The organism is Pseudonocardia halophobica (assembly GCF_050948485.1).
Taxonomy (GTDB): Bacteria; Actinomycetota; Actinomycetes; order Mycobacteriales; family Pseudonocardiaceae; genus Pseudonocardia; species Pseudonocardia halophobica.
On record NZ_CP192046.1, the window covers coordinates 6,116,096 to 6,133,717 of the forward strand.

The 17,622-nt window shown below is 73.5% G+C and carries 15 protein-coding genes; 12 read left to right on the plus strand and 3 right to left on the minus strand.

Annotation, left to right across the window (positions count from 1 at the left end):
- Position 1 precedes the first annotated feature (1 nt).
- Complete coding sequence (locus tag ACQP04_RS29235; protein ID WP_433503745.1) at positions 2 to 3,172, plus strand: hypothetical protein; 3,171 nt, start codon at positions 2 to 4, stop codon at positions 3,170 to 3,172.
- Positions 3,173 to 3,282: 110 nt separating this feature from the next.
- Here the strand turns inward: ACQP04_RS29235 and ACQP04_RS29240 are convergent, their stop codons facing one another.
- Both ACQP04_RS29240 and rfbB read right to left on the minus strand, forming a co-directional pair.
- A complete protein-coding gene (locus tag ACQP04_RS29240) occupies positions 3,283 to 3,864 on the minus strand; it encodes a dTDP-4-dehydrorhamnose 3,5-epimerase family protein (RefSeq protein ID WP_433503746.1) in 582 nt (193 codons plus the stop codon).
- Positions 3,861 to 4,829 carry a dTDP-glucose 4,6-dehydratase gene (gene rfbB / locus ACQP04_RS29245; RefSeq protein WP_433503747.1) on the minus strand — a complete coding sequence of 323 codons (969 nt, stop codon included), beginning with the start codon at positions 4,827 to 4,829 and terminating at the stop codon, positions 3,861 to 3,863. The genes ACQP04_RS29240 and rfbB overlap by 4 nt, the downstream gene beginning before the upstream one ends.
- A gap of 40 nt (positions 4,830 to 4,869) precedes the next feature.
- Between rfbB and rfbD the strand changes: the two genes are divergently transcribed.
- A complete protein-coding gene (gene rfbD / locus ACQP04_RS29250; protein WP_433503748.1) occupies positions 4,870 to 5,700 on the plus strand; it encodes a dTDP-4-dehydrorhamnose reductase in 831 nt (276 codons plus the stop codon).
- Positions 5,697 to 6,590 (plus strand): glucose-1-phosphate thymidylyltransferase RfbA, encoded by an 894-nt coding sequence (gene rfbA, locus ACQP04_RS29255; protein ID WP_433503749.1) that lies wholly within the window; start codon positions 5,697 to 5,699, stop codon positions 6,588 to 6,590. The genes rfbD and rfbA overlap by 4 nt, the downstream gene beginning before the upstream one ends.
- A gap of 286 nt (positions 6,591 to 6,876) precedes the next feature.
- Here rfbA and ACQP04_RS29260 read toward each other — a convergent pair whose 3' ends face one another.
- Positions 6,877 to 7,257, minus strand: coding sequence for a hypothetical protein (locus ACQP04_RS29260; RefSeq protein ID WP_433503750.1), 381 nt, complete (start codon positions 7,255 to 7,257; stop codon positions 6,877 to 6,879).
- A gap of 69 nt (positions 7,258 to 7,326) precedes the next feature.
- Here ACQP04_RS29260 and ACQP04_RS29265 point away from each other — a divergent pair, with 69 nt between their 5' ends.
- From ACQP04_RS29265 to ACQP04_RS29305, 9 genes are all read left to right on the plus strand, one after another.
- Positions 7,327 to 8,298 (plus strand): ERCC4 domain-containing protein, encoded by a 972-nt coding sequence (locus ACQP04_RS29265; protein WP_433503751.1) that lies wholly within the window; start codon positions 7,327 to 7,329, stop codon positions 8,296 to 8,298.
- A 225-nt stretch (positions 8,299 to 8,523) separates the two neighbouring features.
- Positions 8,524 to 9,348: a glycosyltransferase family 2 protein gene (locus ACQP04_RS29270; protein WP_433503752.1), complete on the plus strand. Its 825-nt coding sequence runs from the start codon at positions 8,524 to 8,526 to the stop codon at positions 9,346 to 9,348.
- A gap of 298 nt (positions 9,349 to 9,646) precedes the next feature.
- Positions 9,647 to 10,408: a hypothetical protein gene (locus ACQP04_RS29275; RefSeq protein WP_433503753.1), complete on the plus strand. Its 762-nt coding sequence runs from the start codon at positions 9,647 to 9,649 to the stop codon at positions 10,406 to 10,408.
- Positions 10,409 to 10,461: 53 nt separating this feature from the next.
- The gene (gene aepX, locus ACQP04_RS29280; protein WP_433503754.1) at positions 10,462 to 12,183 is read left to right on the plus strand and encodes a phosphoenolpyruvate mutase; all 1,722 of its coding nucleotides are present in this window, start codon (positions 10,462 to 10,464) and stop codon (positions 12,181 to 12,183) included.
- Between the two features lie 25 nt (positions 12,184 to 12,208).
- Entirely contained in the window at positions 12,209 to 13,396 is a 1,188-nt protein-coding gene (gene aepY, locus ACQP04_RS29285; protein ID WP_433503755.1) for a phosphonopyruvate decarboxylase, read from the plus strand.
- Positions 13,393 to 14,646, plus strand: a complete 1,254-nt coding sequence (locus tag ACQP04_RS29290) for a hypothetical protein (RefSeq protein WP_433503756.1) — start codon at positions 13,393 to 13,395, stop codon at positions 14,644 to 14,646. Before aepY ends, ACQP04_RS29290 begins: the two co-directional genes overlap by 4 nt.
- Positions 14,633 to 15,406, plus strand: a complete 774-nt coding sequence (locus ACQP04_RS29295) for an NTP transferase domain-containing protein (protein WP_433503757.1) — start codon at positions 14,633 to 14,635, stop codon at positions 15,404 to 15,406. Before ACQP04_RS29290 ends, ACQP04_RS29295 begins: the two co-directional genes overlap by 14 nt.
- On the plus strand, positions 15,403 to 16,473 hold the full coding sequence (locus ACQP04_RS29300; RefSeq protein ID WP_433503758.1) for a 2-aminoethylphosphonate aminotransferase: 1,071 nt from the start codon (positions 15,403 to 15,405) through the stop codon (positions 16,471 to 16,473). Before ACQP04_RS29295 ends, ACQP04_RS29300 begins: the two co-directional genes overlap by 4 nt.
- Positions 16,470 to 17,534 carry a GNAT family N-acetyltransferase gene (locus tag ACQP04_RS29305; protein WP_433503759.1) on the plus strand — a complete coding sequence of 355 codons (1,065 nt, stop codon included), beginning with the start codon at positions 16,470 to 16,472 and terminating at the stop codon, positions 17,532 to 17,534. The genes ACQP04_RS29300 and ACQP04_RS29305 overlap by 4 nt, the downstream gene beginning before the upstream one ends.
- Positions 17,535 to 17,622: the final 88 nt, after the last annotated feature.

A 17,622-nucleotide genomic window follows, 5' to 3' on the forward strand; every position in this document is an offset into this window, starting at 1 on the left:
CATGCGCTTCCGGCGGGCGGCCCTGGCCCTGGTCGCGGCGGCGGGCCTCGCCGGGCTCGCGGGCTGCGCGACCTCGGGCACGACCCCGCTGTGCGACCAGGCGCGCGGGCTCGTCGACGAGGGTCAGCTCGCGCAGGCCGCCGAGCTGTTCGCCCGCGCGCAGGTGCGCAACGAGGGCGCGTGCGCGGACGACGGGCTCACCGAGGTCGGCGACCGCTACACGATGGCCTACACCGACGCCGCCCGCGGCTCGGCCGCCGAGATCGAGGGCCGCACGGACCTCGCCCGCTCCGCCTACGAGTCCGCGCTCCGGCTCGACGCGGGCAACCAGGCGGCGTCCAACGGCCTGGTCCGCCTCGGCCTCCCGCCCGCCGAACGCAGCGCCCCGCTCCCCCTGCCCGCGGTCGCGCCCTACCCGCAGGCGTCGTGGTGGACGGGGTGGCAGCTCGCGCTCCCCGCGTTGGTGCTGGCCGTGCTCGCCGTCGTCGGAGTGGCGTTGTTGTGGCGACGGGGCGGGATCGGCCCGCGGTCCGCTTCCTCCGATCGTCCCGATTCCGACGACGGGCGCGGCCGGCCCGCCGCCTTCCGGGAGTGGCGCGGGCGCGGGTGGCGAAGGAGCCGGGCGCGGGACGAGGACCTCGAGCCGCTGCGCCCGGCGGGTCAAGAGGAGCGGGGCGTCCGCTCTGCCGACCTGGGGGTGTCGCCGGGCGACGATCGGGAGTGGAGCCGTGGCCTCGGGGTGGGCACTGGTCGGGCCGATCCCGGCTCCGAGACCGGCGGCGAAACGAGCGGCGGCGGGACTGGTGGCGGCGGGACTGGCGGCGGGACTGGCGGCGGGACTGGCGGCGGCGGAGCTGGCGGCGGGGGCTTCGACAGCGCAGGAGCCGCTGCGGCAGCGGCCGGCGGTGCAGCGACCGGCGGCGCGGCACCGGAGGGCTCTGCCGGCCGAGGAGAGCTCGGCCGTGCCGACCGGCCGACGGGCGCCGAGGCACCGACGGCTCGGAAGGAGAGGTCCTGGCTGACGCGCGGCCGGGACCTCGGCCGCGGGAAGGCGAAGCGAGGGCGCCGCACGCAGCAGGAGGCCGACGCCCGGTGGACCCGCATGCGCGAGGAAGCCGAGCCCGAGCCGACCGAGGTGCTCCCGCCCGACTCCCGCCCCCTCCCCGCCGCATCGGGCGCCGCCGCGGGCGCCGGAGTGCTGGCCGCGGGCGAAGTCGCAGCCGAGCGCCAGGAGGCCGAGCCCACCCCCCGCGAGGTCGAACCGACTCCTCGCAGCGAAGCCCGGCCCTCCAGCCGCGACGACGCCGACACGCCCGATCGCAGCGAAGTCGACCCGACCGGCCGCGGCGAGACCGAGTCGGCGGAGCAGAGGGGTGTGCCGGCGCCCGGAACAGCAGGACATGATCGGAGCGGACCGGAGCCGTCGGGTCACACCGGGGACGAACCGCCCGGCCGTGGCGGGGCCGAGCCGTCAGGCCGCGGCGGGGCCGAGTCGGCGGAGCGATCGAACGCAGAGGCGCCGGGCGAGCCCGGGAGCGCGCCGTCCGGTCGCGGCGGGGCCCAGACATCGGACAGTGCCGAGGGAGAGCCGGTCGACGAAGGGGAAGCGCTGGCGTCGGGGGCGGTCGGCACCACTGCAGCCCACCTCAACGAGGCGCGGCCGTCCGACCGAGGCGAGGTAGAGCCGGTCGACAGGCCGCAAGCACCGTCCGCGGGGGCGGCTGGCACCACTGCAGCCGAGGCCGAGCCGACCGATCGCACCGAGGGAGAGCCGGCCGAGAAGCGGGAAGCGCCGTCGGCGGCTGCGGCTGAGACCGCTCCTCCCGCCTCGCCCGGGAGCGAGTCGGCGCAGCAGGATCAGGCCGGATCCGAGCAGCGGGAGCCGCAGAAGTCGGAAGACACAGGAGCGACCGCCTCGCCCGGGCCCGCCTCGGCCGAAGCGCACGAGGGCGCCTCCGAGCGAGCCGCGACGGCGCCGCCGTTGTCGGCCGGGGCCCTGGCTGCTGGGATCGGAGCCGTTGCGGCGCAGGCGAGCGCAGGTCGGGGCACGTCACCGACGGGCACGCAGCCGTCCGACACCGACGGGCCGTCGGCCGCTGCCGCGGAAGCCGAGCCCACACCGCCCGCTGGCCCCGAGCCGACCACCGAGCAGTCGACCGAACCGGCGGCAGGAACGCCGGCGGAGGGCCCGACCGACTCGGAGCAGCCGGCCCACGCCGACGAGCCACCGACGACACCCAGCGCGACAGCAGCGGCGGCCGAACCGACCGACCGCCCGAGGCGCACCGTCGTCGAGGAGATCCCGAAGCCCACCACTCCGTCGGACGACGAGCTGTTCGAGGAGCGCGCCGCCGCGGAAGCACCGACCGTCTCCGAGGCTGCCGCCGGTACGGCGGTCGCAGCAGTCGCCGCGCAGGCCGCCCGACCAGCCCGAACCGGTACACCCGCCGAGAAGGCCGAGGGGCTCGATCCGGCACTCCGCTCCCAGCTCGCCACCCTCGACCTGGAGCTCGGTCAGCTCCAACGCCTCCTCAACCGCTCGCTCCGAACCGACCGCGACGGCGGCCCGCCCCGCTTCTTCGCGGCCCGCGAGCCCGTGAAGGGCTCGGCCGTCGCCGTCACGCTGGAGATCGTGTCGTTGCAGCTCACGGGCGGCGACCACACCGGGAGCACGGTCTGCGTGCGCCGCACGGTGTTCGCCGAGCGGCCGCCGGGCCCCTGGGTGCCGGCGGACCCCGACAACCGCTGGCAGGACGTCGCCGAGGAGGTCGACCACCGCGCGACCGGCAGTATCCGCGACTCCGACGGCCGCATGTGGATCACGCCCGGGCGCGAGGAGCTACGCAGCATCCTGCTCGATCTCGACCGCGTCCGGCCCGCCTGGCTCCCCATGCTGCTCGGCGACGAACCGAGCGCCTCGCTCCCCCTCATCCCGCCGCCGTCGGACCAGGTCACCGGGCTCAAGGCAGCACTCGACGGGGCGCAACCCGTGGTGAGCCCCCAACCCCGTCCCTCGGGCGTCCGGCTGCTCGCGATCGTCGACGCGCTGCTCGCCGGCCCCGCCCTCACCAACGTCCGCGTCGACGCCGTCGCCAACGAGGTCCTCGCCCTCGCCGCCGCCGAGTCCGTGGAGCACGAACTCGACCGCCACCTGGTCCCCCTCGGCCGCTGATCCCGGGCACCGGCCTCGAGGCGCCCAGCTCAGCGGCCCCTCACACCACCATGATCACGAGTCGAGGACCTGCACGGTCGATCCCGACCCTCTGCGTCCACAGACAGAGATCACTCCGCCTCAGACGCCCGGTACACCGGCAGGAGCCCCTGCTCCTTCGCCTCGGCGAGGGTGGGCGCGTCCCGGTCCTTGTCGGACAGGACCAACTCGAGATCCGTGGGCCAGGGCAGGCCCAGCTCCGGGTCCAGCGGCGAGATCCCGTGCTCGGCGGAGGGGTTGTACGGCGTCGAGCACAGATAGGCCATCACCGTCGCCTCCTCCAGCGCGACGAAGGCGTGCCCCAAGCCCTCGGCGATGTACACCGCCCGCATCGACTCCGAGTCCAGCTCCACGGCCTCCCACCGGCCGAAGGTCGGCGACCCCACCCGCACGTCCACGATCACGTCGAGCAACCGCCCCGACGGACACGACACGTACTTCGCCTGCCCCGGCGGCACGTCCGCGAAATGCACCCCCCGCACCACCCCGAGCCGCGACACCGAGTGGTTCGTCTGCCCCACGACCAGGTCGAACCCCAGCGCCTCGCGGAACACCGGCCCCTGGAACGGCGCCACGAACACACCACGCCGGTCCGGGAACACCGGCGGCTCGAACACCCACGCCCCCGAGATCCCCAGCTCCCGGTACTTCACGAGACCACCCCGCTCTTCAGCGGCTCCCACCACTGCCGGTTGTCCCGGTACCACGCCACCGTCTCGGCCAAGCCCGCCTCGAACGACACCCGCGGCTCGTACCCCAGCTCGTCCCGGATCTTCGACCAGTTCACCGAGTACCGCCGGTCGTGGCCCTTGCGGTCCGGCACCGGCTCCACCCGCGACCAGTCCGCCCCCACCGCCTCCAGCAGCCGCGCGGTCAGCTCCCGGTTCGCCAGCTCCGTCCCGCCGCCGATGTTGTAGACCTCACCGGCCCGACCCGAGGCCGCGACCAGCGCGATCCCCCGGCAGTGGTCGTCGACGTGCAGCCAGTCCCGCACGTTGAGCCCGTCGCCGTACAAGGGCACCGTGCCCCCGTCGAGCAGGTTCGTCACGAACAGCGGGATCACCTTCTCCGGGAACTGGTACGGCCCGTAGTTGTTGCTGCACCGCGTGATCGACACGTCCAGCCCGTGCGTCCGGTGATACGACCGCGCCAGCAGGTCGCTGCCCGCCTTCGACGCCGAGTACGGCGAGTTCGGCTCCAGGACATGCTCCTCCGACCACGACCCCGACTCGATCGACCCGTACACCTCGTCCGTCGACACGTGCACGAACTTCCCGACGTCGGCATTCAGCGCCGCCTGCAACATCACCTGCGTACCGACCACGTTCGTCGACACGAAGTCCGCCGCCCCCGCGATCGACCGGTCCACGTGCGACTCCGCCGCGAAATGCACCACCAGGCCACAACCCGCCACGGCCGCCGCAGCCGTCGAGGGATCCCGGATGTCACCGACCACCAGCTCGACGTCGACGCCCGCCAGGTTCTCCCGCCGCCCCGCGTACGTCAGCAGATCCAGCACGCGGACCTCATCGGCCAGGGCCGGGTAGGCGCCGGAAACCAGCGACCGCACGAAGTGCGACCCGATGAACCCCGCCCCACCCGTGACCAGAACGCGCACCCGGGGAGAGTAGCGACGGGCCGCTCGGCAGAATGCCCCCGTGCGCGCCCTCGTCCTCGGAGCGGGCGGCCAGCTCGGGAAGGCGCTGGCCGCGGCCCTGCCGACCGCGCGGGCACTGACCCGCGCCGAGCTGGACCTGACCGACCCGGCCGCGCTCGCGGCCGTCGACTGGTCGGCCTTCGACACGGTCCTCAACGCCGCCGCCTACACCAAGGTCGACGCCGCCGAGACGCCCGACGGACGCCGGCAGGCCTGGGCTGCCAACGCCCTCGCTCCCGCCGCGCTCGCCCGCCTCGCGACCGAGCACGACCTGCGCCTGGTGCACGTCTCCACCGAGTACGTCTTCGACGGCACGCACGCGGGCCCGATCCCCGAGATCGCCGAGATCGCCCCGCTCGGCGCCTACGGCGCCTCCAAGGCCGCCGGCGACGCGGCCGTCGCGACCACCCCGAAGCACTGGATCGTCCGCCCGACCTGGGTGATCGGCGACGGCGCCAACTTCGCCCGCACCATGCGCACGCTGGCGCACAAGGGCGTCAGCCCGACCGTCGTCGCCGACCAGATCGGGCGGCCGACCCTGGCGTCCGACCTCGCCGCGGGGATCCTCGGGCTCCTCGACGCCGAGCCCGGCACCTACCACCTGACCAACGACGGCGAGCCCGCGAGCTGGGCGGACGTCGCCCGGTTCGTCTTCGCGGCATCCGGCCGGAACGCACATGACGTCACGGACACCACCACGGCCACGTACTTCGCCGACAAGCCCGAGGCGGCCCGCCGGCCGTTGAACAGCGTCCTCGACCTGACGAAGGCCGCGAAGGCGGGCGTCACGCTGCCGGACTGGCGACAGAGCCTGGAGAGGTACCTGGCGTGAAGGGCATCGTCCTCGCCGGCGGCACCGGCACCCGCCTGCACCCGATCACCCGCGGCGTCTCCAAGCAGCTGCTGCCGGTGTTCGACAAGCCGATGATCTACTACCCGCTCTCGACGCTGATGCTGGCCGGCGTCCGCGAGATCCTCGTGATCACCACGCCCGAGGACGCCCCGAGCTTCCACCGCCTGCTCGGGGACGGCGCCGAGCTGGGCCTCGACATCACCTACGCCACCCAGGCCGAACCCAACGGCATCGCCGAGGCCTTCCTCATCGGCGAGGACCACGTCGCGGGCGAGAACGTCGCGCTCGTGCTCGGCGACAACATCTTCCACGGCCCCCGCTTCTCCGGGATGCTCCGCGACGCCCGGGACGGCCTCGGTCCCGACGGCGACGGGTGCGTCCTGTTCGGCTATCCGGTCAAGGACCCGCAGCGCTACGGCGTCGGCGAGGCCGACGACCAGGGCCGGCTCGTCTCCATCGAGGAGAAGCCCGAGAAGCCGCGCTCCGACCGCGCCATCACCGGCCTCTACCTCTACGACGGGCAGGCGGCCGAGCTGGCCAAAACGCTGCGGCCGTCGGCCCGCGGCGAGCTGGAGATCACCGACCTCAACCGCACGTACATGGAGCAGGGGCGAGCCCGGCTCGTCGACCTCGGCCGCGGCTTCGCCTGGCTCGACACCGGCACCCACGAGTCGTTGATCGAGGCCGGGCACTACGTCCAGGTCCTCGAGAACCGCCAGGGCATCCGCATCGCCTGCCTCGAGGAGGTCGCGCTGCGGATGGGCTTCATCGACGCCGACGCCTGCTACGCGCTCGGCGAGAAGCAGGCCAGGAACGGTTACGGGCAGTACGTCATGGACGTCGCCCAGTCCTTCAGCGCGACCCGATGAGCGAGCCGACCGCGATGTCCCGGGCCTCGTCCTTGGCACCGTGGAGGTCGATCCGTAAGGTCTTCACGCGCTGTCCCGCGTCGGGAACCGGCCGTCAGGCGACGACGATCTCGGAGATCGCCGCCGTGTCGTTCGCGGCCTGCCCGTTCTGGGCGGTCCCGGGACGCTGTCCAGCACGGTGATCGTCAGCCGGCTCGTGACCGTCGCGCTCAGGACGGTCCACTGGAGCCCGCGCCGCCCGACCGACGGGTCCAGCGCGTGGTGACCGAGCGGCCGTCGTCGGTCGTCAGGCGGACGGCGGTGAGGCGCCGGTTCTGGGCGTACCGGTCGTGCCGTCGACCGGGTCGATCTTCGCGAGGCCGGGCACGATCCCGACCGAGCCGACGCGGGTGGGTGCGGCGAAGGTCAGCGTGAGGCTCTGCCCCACCCCGTCGCCCGTGCACCACCACGCGGTCGCGAGCACGCCGTCGATCGCCTGCGACGGCTCGTAGTTGGTCGGCATGCCGGCCGCGTCGATACTGTCCGGGCGGACGCACGTCGCCGACGCCGTCATCGCGGTGGTGACGGGCGTGGTCGCAACGGGTACGAGCGGGGCCGCGGGCGTGACCCGCGGCGACCAGAACAGCAGCGCGAGCAGCACCCCGACGACCAGCACCCCGGCGATCACCGCGCTATGGACAGAATTGGGTACTGCGCCGTTCGGAGCAGTGCTTGCGCGGCTTGCGAGACTCGCCGGGTGGAACTGCTCGTCGCCCGGAACCCGGACCCGGTCAGCTCGCTGCCGTACCTGATCCGCGTGCCGCTCGCCGGCGGACTCGTCTTCCGCGCGAAGGACACCTGGCCGCGCACCAAGGCGATCTACTGCCACCCCGTTCCCGACGACGAGTGGCCCGCCGACGCCGAGATCGTCGAGCGGGTGGCGCTCAAGTCCTGCACCCGGCGCGGGGCCGCGATCGACGTCGTCGCCGACCGCGGGCGCGAGCAGCGCTCTCAGATCGTCTTCACCCGGGCCCGCGGGCGGGAGATGGTGTTCTGGCAGTCGCCGCGGACCCGCAAGCAGGCGCGGCCCGACGTCCGGCTCCCGACCGCCCGCGCCTCCGGCATCGCCGGGCTCGAGATCGTGGTCGACGCCCACGAGCGGTACCCGTACTCGTTCTCCGGCCAGCAGGTGACCACCACCAGGCGCGGCCTGAGCTGCGGGGACTACGCGGTCCTCGGTCCGGGCGGCGCGGTGGTCGCGGCGGTCGAGCGCAAGGCGCTGTCCGACCTGGTCGGCAGCGTGTCGGACGGCCGGTTGCGCTTCGCCCTCACCGAGCTGGCCACCCTGCCGCGGGCCGCGGTCGTCGTGGAGGAGCGGTACTCGTCGATCTTCAAGCAGACCTATGTCCGGCCGGCCACGATCGCCGACGGCCTCGCCGAGCTCCAGGTCCGCTGGCCCGCGATCCCGATCGTCTTCTGCGACACCCGCGCGCTCGCCGAGGAGTGGACCTACCGCTTCCTCGCCGCCGCCCGGTTCTGGGCCGAGACCGAGGCCGTCGCGGCCGAACGGATCGGTGGCGAGTCCGCGCTGGCCGACGCCCCGGCCGCACCCCCGCCGTCGACCGCCGAGGTCCGGCGCTGGGCCCGGGAGAACGGCATCGCCGTGCCGGACAAGGGACGCCTGCGGCCCGAGGTGCACGAGGCCTGGCAGGCGGCGCACCGCGCCTGAGGTCGCCCTGCGCCGCCCGGTTCAACTCGCGGGGCCGCTCGGAGCAACTTCGGTCGGGGAACGTGTCCGGACGCGTCACAGGGCCATCCGTGCCGTCGATGGCCACGACACGGCTCGAGGGACACGCATTCGACGGAAGCGATCCCACGAGCCGACGGGACGCCTCACCGACCACGTGGAGGCAGTCGTGGACCGGCGGGCGGACCGACGGCACGGGGAGGCCGGATGCACGGACAGAACGAGGGGCCGGCGGTGGCTCCGACGGTCTCGGTGGTCGTGCCGACGCTGAACGAGAGCCACAACATCGGCCGCCTGCTTGCCGCCGTCGACCCGTCGTACGAGGTGGTCGTCTCCGACGGAGGCTCTGTCGACGGCACCCCGGAGGCGGCCTACGCTGCCCGTCCGTCCTGCCGGGTGGTCCGGCAGTCCGGTCGAGGCCGGGGCGACAGCATGCTCGCCGGCCTGCGCGACGCGACGGGCGACGTCCTGGTCACGCTCGACGCAGACGGCTCGGCCGGCCCGCACGAGGTGGCGCGTGCGGTCGCGGCGCTCGAGTCGGGCGCCGACCTGGCGAAGGGCTCGCGCATCCGCACCCGCAAGACGTCGGGCGGAACCGGCCGGACCCTCGCCGACCTGGTGTTGGCCTCGACCGCAGCCGCGCTGCTGGGCACCGCATTCGCCGACATCTGCTGTGGACTCACGGCGGTACGGCGCTCGGTCCTCCCGCGACTCGGGCTGCCCGACGGCCGGGGGCGCCCCACGGATCCTTCCGTCCTCGGCGACGGCGTGGAGTTCGACGTCGTACTCGCCTTCCGGGCGATCGACGCCGGACTGTCCATCCAGGAGATACCGGACGTACAAACAGCACAATGGTACGAATGCCACGCAGATCCTGCCTTCTCGGATCGGGCACGCATTCTTCGGGCGCTGTTCCTGGAGCGCCGAAGAGCCGCGCGGGCGCACCGGGCCCGCCTTGCTCCACCCCTTCTCACAGCGCCGGCCGGGAAGTTGTCCGCGACCGGGGTCCGCCTCGAGACCGACGGCGACTGAGTCCCGTTCTTCGCAGGTCAGCAGGAGGGAGCCGCTAGCACAGTCCTGTCGGGGAGCCGCGCGAGAACACCTGCGGGAGCCGGCCGCACGAGAACGTCCGAAGGAGACGCACGTGTGGACCGGCACCGCCGTTCGAACGTGCACGAAGGAATTCAACGGCTGCCCACGGAACGTCACACGCTCGGCGCGACACCCTTTCCGACGTGACATATGCTGGCGACTGTTTGCTTCGCGTACACCCTCCGTTCATCCGTTCGAAATGATCATTCCGGCCTCCGAACCTCGACGAGGAGTCACCGTGGTGGAACTGCCCGCCCCGCTGGAGCGGGTCGTCGGCGAGGTGCGCCGCCAGTTGCGCAACATGACGCTGGACCGGACCGTGCGACGCCTGCCGGGCAACGAGGTCGTGGCGTTGCGGGACTTCCTCGGTCCCCAGGCCGACCGCGTCCTCTCCCGGTTCGGGCTGATCCCGAAGACCGTGCGCCGCCGCCGCGCCCGTCGGTTCGAGGAGGACCTCCGCCTGCTCAACGACGTGCTGGCGGGCACCGCGTTCGGGGAGCGCTACTGGGTGTGGGGCGGCATGCTGCTGGGCTGGGCCCGGGAGGGCCGCCTGCTGCCGCACGACATCGGCGACGCGGACTTCTGCTACGACGCCGCCGACGAGGAGCTCCTCGATCGCGCCGAACCCGCGCTGCTCGCGGCCGGCTTCCGGCGCTGGTACTCGTTCCGGGACAACCAGGGCGAGCGGACCGAGCGGATCTTCATCCGGCACGGGGCGCTCTTCGAGTTCTTCCGGCTGCGCCCCACCGAACAGGACATGCAGGAGTACCACCTGTACGGCACCGGTCCCGCCGGCCTGGTCGAGGCCGTCGGGCTGCTGCCCCGCCTCGACCTCGAGCCCTTCGACTTCCTCGGGCGGACGTGGCGCAAGCCCGTCGACCACGAGAAGGTCCTGGAGCTCCACTACGGGGACTGGCGCACGCCGGACCCCACCTGGGGCTACCTGGACGACAACGCCATCGTGCGGACCCGCGAGTGGCGCCCGGTCGGGACGCGGTGACCCGCCGCGCCCCCACCGCGAACGCCGTCGCCAGGACGAAAGGGGATCCCCCGATGCCCGACCCTCTACTGCCCACCGATCTTGACCGCCCGGAGCTCCACCACCCCGGGCTCGATCGTCCCGACCTGCCCCGGCCGAGGCTCGACCCCGAACCCCCTGCTCCCCGCTCCCGCGCCGCCGCCCTGCGGCGGATGGTGCTGTCCGACGAGCTCGAGTTCCTGATGGAGGCGCACAACGGGCTCTCGGCCCGGATCGTGCGGGAGGCCGGGTTCGGCGGGATCTGGGCGTCCGGCCTCGCCATGTCGGCCCAGCTCGGCGTCCGGGACAACAACGAGGCGAGCTGGACGCAGATCGTCGACGTCGTCGAGTTCATGGCCGACGCCAGCGACCTGCCGATCCTGCTCGACGGGGATACCGGGTTCGGCAACTTCAACAATGTCCGCCGGCTGGTGCGCAAGCTGGAGCAGCGCGGCGCGGCGGGGGTCTGCATCGAGGACAAGCAGTTCCCCAAGACCAACAGCTTCATCGACGGCGACCGGCAGCCGCTGGCCGAGGTCGAGGAGTTCTGCGGCCGGATCAAGGCGGGCAAGGACTCGCAGCTCGACGAGGACTTCGTCCTGGTAGCCCGGGTCGAGGCGATGATCGCGGGCTGGGGCGTGGACGAGGCGCTCCGGCGCGCCGCGGCATACCACGAGGCCGGGGCGGACGCGATCCTGATCCACAGCGCCAAGTCGCGCCCCGACGAGATCCTCGAGTTCGCCGCGCAGTGGCGGAACCGGGCCCCGCTGGTGATCGTGCCGACCAAGTACTACAGCACGCCCACCACGGTGTTCCGCGAGGCCGGGATCAGCGTGGTGATCTGGGCGAACCACCTGCTGCGCGCCGCGACCTCGGCGATGCAGTCGGTGGCCCGTGAGATCCACGACAGCCGCACCCTGGTCAACGTGGAGGACCGGGTCGCACCCGTCGGGGAGATCTTCCGGCTGCAGGGCGTCGAGGAGTACGCGGCCGCGGAACGCCGCTACCTGTCGGTCGCGCACCAGGCGCCGGCCGCCGTCGTCCTGGCCGCCACGCGCGGCCGCGGCCTCGAGGCCGTCACCGAGGACCGTCCGAAGGTCATGCTGCCGATCGCCGGCAAGCCGCTGCTGCGCTGGCTCGTCGACACGTTCAAGTCCCAGGGCATGAACGACATCACCGTGGTCGGCGGCTACCGGGCGGACGCGATCGACACGTCCGGACTAAAGCTGGAGGTCAACGAGCGCCACGAGGAGACCGGTGAGCTGGAGTCGTTGCGGCACGCCCTGCCCGCGATGACCCGCGACACCGTGATTTCCTACGGCGACCTGATGCTGCGGGGCTACATCCTGCGCGACCTGCTCGAGGTCAAGGCGGACTGCGCGGTGGTCGTCGACTCGGCCGCCGCGACGGACGACGACGCCGGCAGCACGAACGACTTCGTGCAGTGCTCGGAGCCGGACGACCGGTCCCTCTTCGGCCGCCAGGTGCGGCTGCGGCGCGTCACCCGCGAGGCCGGCGGGGCGGACGGCCGGTGGATCGGCATGCTCGCGGTGCGGGGCGACGGCGTCGGCCGGGTGACCGCCATGCTGGAACGCCTGGCGCAACGGCCGGACTTCGACCACCTGGACATGCCGGACCTGCTCAACGCGCTCGTCGACGACGGTGAGACAGTCGAGGTCCTGTACGTCCACGGCCACTGGCGCGGCATCAACGACCTGTACGACTTCGACCGCGCCGGCGAGTTCGCCCGGCCGTGAGTCGCGACCCCGACGGGAGCACCACGTGATCGCCGCCGAGACCTTCGTCGACGAGGCCCGGGCGCGCGGGTTCGCCTGGTACGCCGGTGTGCCCTGCTCGTACCTCACCCCGTTCATCAACTACGTGCTGCAGGCCGACCGGCTGCAGTACCTGTCCGCCGCCAACGAGGGCGACGCCGTGGCGATCTCTGCCGGGGTGACCCTCGGCGGCGGGCGCGCGGTGACGATGCTGCAGAACTCCGGGTTGGGCAACGCGGTCAGCCCGCTGACCTCGCTGACCTGGACCTTCCGTCTCCCGCAGCTGCTGATCGTGACCTGGCGCGGCGAGCCCGGAAGCCCCGACGAGCCGCAGCATGAGCTGATGGGGCGGATCACGCCGCAGATGCTCGAGACGATGGAGATCCCCTGGGCGGACTTTCCGTCCGAGGACGCGGCCGTCGGCCCGGCGCTCGACGCCGCTGTGGCGCACATGGACAGCACCGGGCGTCCCTACGCGTTGGTGATGCACAAGGGGACCGTCGCCCCGTACGCGTTGCGCGACGGGATACGCCCGCCGGGCGTGCCCGGCGCCGCGCCGGCACCGGAAGCGGGCGGCGGGCCCACCGGCGCCCTGCCGACCCGACGTGAGGCACTGCAGCGGGTGATCGACCGGACGCCCGAGGATTCGACCGTGGTGCTGGCCTCCACGGGTTACTGCGGCCGCGAGCTCTACGCGCTCGCGGACCGGCCCAACCAGCTCTACATGGTCGGCTCGATGGGCTGTGTGGCGCTGCTCGCCCTCGGCCTGGCGCTCGCCCGGCCCGACGTGCACGTGGTCGCCCTCGACGGGGACGGCGCCGCACTCATGCGGATGGGCGCGTTCGCCACGCTCGGCACGTACGGCCCGCCCAACCTCACCCACCTGCTGCTGGACAACGGCGCCCACGAGTCGACCGGCGGCCAGGCCACCGTGTCGCCGAACGTGTCGTTCGCCGGAGTCGCCGCCGCCTGCGGCTACCCCGTGGCCCTGGAGGGGGACGATACCGGCGTGGTCGACGCGCTGCTCGAGGCGCCCGCGGCCGAGGGGCCCCGCTTCGCGCGCCTGCGGATCGGGACCGGGACTCCGAAGGACCTGCCCCGGCCGACCGTCACGCCCCCCGAGGTCGCCCGCCGTCTGATGTCCCACCTCGCCGAGCAGGTCGCGGAGCCGTCCGCGGCGGAGCCGGGCCGGTGACGCCGGAGGCCCCGGCTCCGCACGTCCTCGCACGCCTGCCCCGCCCGGTTGCCCGGCTGGCGCAGACCGCCGCACCCAACCAGGCCCTCGTCGCCCTCACGAGCCTGGCCGTCGTCGTGCTCGCGTCCCGGTCCCTGCCCCCGGCGGCGTTCGGCCTGTTCGCCTCGGCGCAGCTGGCCGTGCTGTTCTGCGTCGGCGTCGCGCAGGCCACCGTTCTCACCCCCATCGTCGCGGACCGGACGGTCGACGCGACCGAGCCGGTCGCGGAGGTGCGTCGGCTGGAGCTCCTCTTCGGGGCCGGGGCACTGGTCGTCGGGCTGCTGGCAGCCCTGCTTCTCTCGGGGGAGCTGCGGACCGTCGTCCTGGGCACCGGCCTCGTCCTGCCGGGGTGCCTGTACTGGGACGCCGTCCGGATGCACTACCAGGGACGCTCTGCCTACCTGCGGCTCCTGCCCGGGGACCTCGTCGCCGGCGTGGTCACCATCGGCTGGGTCGGGACCGCGCTGGCCCTGGGCCTCGGTCCACTGGTGACCATCCTCGGGCTCGGCGCGGGGCCGTGGGCCGCCTGCCTCGTCGTCCTGCCTCCGTGGTCGTCGCGGTGGACCAGCTGGCGCCGGCCGTGGCCGCGACGGGTCAGCGCCAACCTCGCCGGCGACTACGTGATCTCGACCGGGCTGGACCAGCTCCTCACCCTGCTCACCGCGGTGTTCCTGTCCACGCAGGCGCTCGGCGGCCTCCGCCTCGCCCAGTCGGCACTGGGTCCGATCAGCACCCTCGCGATCGCGCTGAGCATGACGGTGCTCCCCAGGATGCGCGACCTCCCGCTGACGCCGGCGCGGAAGGTCTGGTGGGCCGCCCGCCCGTTCGGCGCCGTCGCGGGGCTCGCCCTCGCGATCGGGCTCGCCCTGACGTTCGTGCCGGTCCCGGTGGGCCAGGCCCTCGTCGGCGACTCGTGGGCGATCGCGGCCCCGGTCGCGCTCGCGGTCGCGGTGTACGCGGCAGCGTCCGCGCTGGGGCGGGCCGCCACGTTGACCATGCTGACCTCCGGCGCCAGCGGCCTGCTGGTGGCGGTCCGCGCGGTCTCGGCTCCGGTGGTCGCCGCCGTGTGCGTGCTCGTGCTGACCCGGCACGAGCTGATCCTCTACGCGTGGACCGCGGCCGGGCTCCTGGTCCTGTCCACCGTGGTCCTGTTCGTCATGGCCGCCCGCGGCGGCACCCGTACCCCTGGAGGTGTCCGTGAGGACGAGTGAGCCCGACGACGTGAAGCGGGCAGTGATCCTCGCTGCCGGCCGCGGGCAGCGGCTCGACGTCGAGACCCGGCCCGGGCCGAAGTGCCTGCTGGAGTTCGGCGGCATGACGCTGCTCGAACGTCAGCTCCACGAGCTGAAGGCCTGCGGGGTGCCGGAGGTGGTGGTCGCGACGGGGTTCGCCCACGAGGAGATCGAGCGCGAGGTCGACCGCCTCGACCTGCCGCGACCCACGCTCGTCGTCAACGAGCGCTACGAGCTCGGCAGCATGCTCACCGTCGACGTGGTGGGGCCGCAGCTCACCGCGGGCGGGTCCGTCCTGCTCATGGACGCGGACGTGCTGTGCGACGCGCGTGTGCTCGCGCCGCTGGCCCACGCGCCGTCGTCGACCGCGCTGCTGGTGGATCGGGATTTCGAGCCCGGCGACGAGCCGGTCAAGGTGCTCCTGCGCGACGGCACGCCGGTCGACCTGGCCAAGGAGCCCGACCTCGCCCTGCCACACGACGCCGTCGGCGAGTCGGTCGGCTTCTTCCGGCTCTCCGAGGACGCGGCTGCGGCGCTGGCCGGGATCGTCCGGTCGACCGTGCAGTCCGGCGGCGCGGGCCTTCCGCACGAGGACGCGGTCCGCGACCTGCTGCGGGCCGGCGAGCACCCGTTCGCGGCCGTCGACGTCACCGGCGCCCCGTGGACCGAGATCGACTTCCCGCACGACGTCGAGCGCGCCCGCGCGGACGTACTCCCCCGCCTGAGCCTCGAGGTGTGACCGTGTTCCTGCTCAATCCCGGCCCCGTCACGCTGTCGCCGCGCGTGCGGGAGAGCCTGCTCGGACCCGACCTCTGCCACCGCGAGCCCGAGTTCTTCGACCTGCAGGACGCGGCCCGGGCGGGGCTGCTCGCGGTCTACGACCTGGATCCCGCGGAGTGGGCCGCCGTGCTGCTCACCGGCTCGGGCACCGCGGCGGTCGAGAGCATGGTCGCGTCCGTGGTGCCGGCGGACGGCCGGCTGCTGGTGCTGGAGAACGGGGTCTACGGCGAGCGGATGACCGCGATCGCGGAGTGCCACGGGATCGGCCACGAGACGCTGGCCGGGGACTGGCTCGCGGGGCCCGATCTCGACGCCCTCGCGGCGCGGCTGGCCGGGTCCCCGGCGGTCACGCACGTCGCCGTCGTCCAGCACGAGACCACGACCGGCCGGCTCACGGATCTCAGCCCGATCGGCGCGGTGTGCCGGGCCCACGGCGTGCGGATGCTCGTCGACGGGGTCAGCAGCTTCGGCGGCGAGGAGATCGACTTCGCGCTGCCGATCGACGCCGTCGCCGGCACGGCCAACAAGTGCCTGCACGGTGTCCCCGGCATCGCGTTCGCCGTGGTGCAGCGCGCGGCGCTCGCCTCGGCGGCGCGGCGGGCCTACTACCTGGACCTGACCCGGCTGGCGTCGCTGCAGGACCAGCGGAACACACCCTTCACCCCGGCCGTGCAGAGCCTGTACGCGCTGGTCGAGGCGCTGGCGGAGCTGCGGGAGGAAGGCGGGTGGCGCGAGCGGCACGCGCGCTACGCCCGCTACGCCGACGCCGTGGGCGAGGGCCTGCGGCGGGTCGGCGTCGCGCCCCTGCTGCCGGCCGGCACGAGCTCGGTCGTCCTGCGCTCGTACCGTCTGCCCGACAGCGTCACCTACACCGACCTCCACGACGGGCTCAAGGACGAGGGCTTCGTGATCTACGCCGGGCAGGGCGAGCTCGCCAAGTCGATCTTCCGGATCTCGACCATGGGGGACCTGCACGACGCGGACGTCGAGCGCTTGGTCGGAGCCCTGACGAAGGCGTTCTCGTGACGCCTCGCGTCACCTCCCCGGTGCCGACCACGCTGTGGCGGTCGGTGCTGGAGACGGACGAGGCGGCCGTCGTCGGGCAGTCGTTGCCGTGGCGGGAGGCCGTCCTCGCCGACGGCCGCTTCGCGGACGCGAGTGTGCACTACGCCTTCCCGTCCGGACGGCAGGTCGTGCTCCCCCTGGTCCGGCGACGCCGGGCGGTGGCGGCCGCGAGGGTGGTCTCGAGCTGGCCACAGATCTGGGGCACGGGCGGTCCGATCACCACGGACGGCCGGATCACCGTCGACGAGGCGGAGTTGGTGTGGCGGGATGCCGCCCGCCGCGGGACGTTGTCGACCGAGGTGACGCTGCGCCCGGAGGCCGACCCGGCCTGGCTCTCCGCGGCGTCCCGTGCCGGGTACGCCGTGGAGGCGGGCGGCAGCTACCTGCTGGACCTGGCCGGCGGGTTCGACGAGGTCTGGATGAACCGGTTCCGGGGCACGGCCCGCACGGCGACCCGGAAGGCCGAGAAGCTCGGCGTCGAGGTGGAGGTCGACCGCACCGGCCGGCTCACGCACGTCTACGACGAGCTGCACGAGCGCTCCGTGCGCCGCCGCGCGGCGACCGAGGGCGAGCCCGTGTGGCTCAGTCGCTGGCGGATGAGCCGGGTCAGCTCCACCCCGACGCAGGTCGGGCTCGTCGCCGCAGCGTTCGGCAAGGACTGTGCGACCTGGGTCGCTCGACGGGACGGCGAACCGGTCGCGGTGATCATCGTGCTGAGCGCGGGTGGGCACGCGAAGTACTGGCGCGGCGCGATGGACAAGGACCTCGCGACTCCGCTGCGGGCCAACGACCTGCTGCACCGCCTCGCGATCGAGGACGCCTGCGACCAGGGGCGCCGCTGGTACGACATGGGCGGCGCGCACCCGGACTCCGCGCTCGCGGCCTTCAAGACCAAGCTCGGCGCGACGCTCCACCACACACATGAGCTGCGCGCCCGTCGCCTGCCTGCCCGCCTCGGCCACGAGGGCCGCAGGCGAGCGGAGGCGCTGGTCAAGCGGGTGGCGGGGCTCGGCGAGATGTGAGGATGGTCCGCTGCGTGCGGTTCATCGGTTTTACAGAAGTGGACCTTGTGTAACGCGTGTCGTTCCGGCGTCGATAGGCGCGATACGG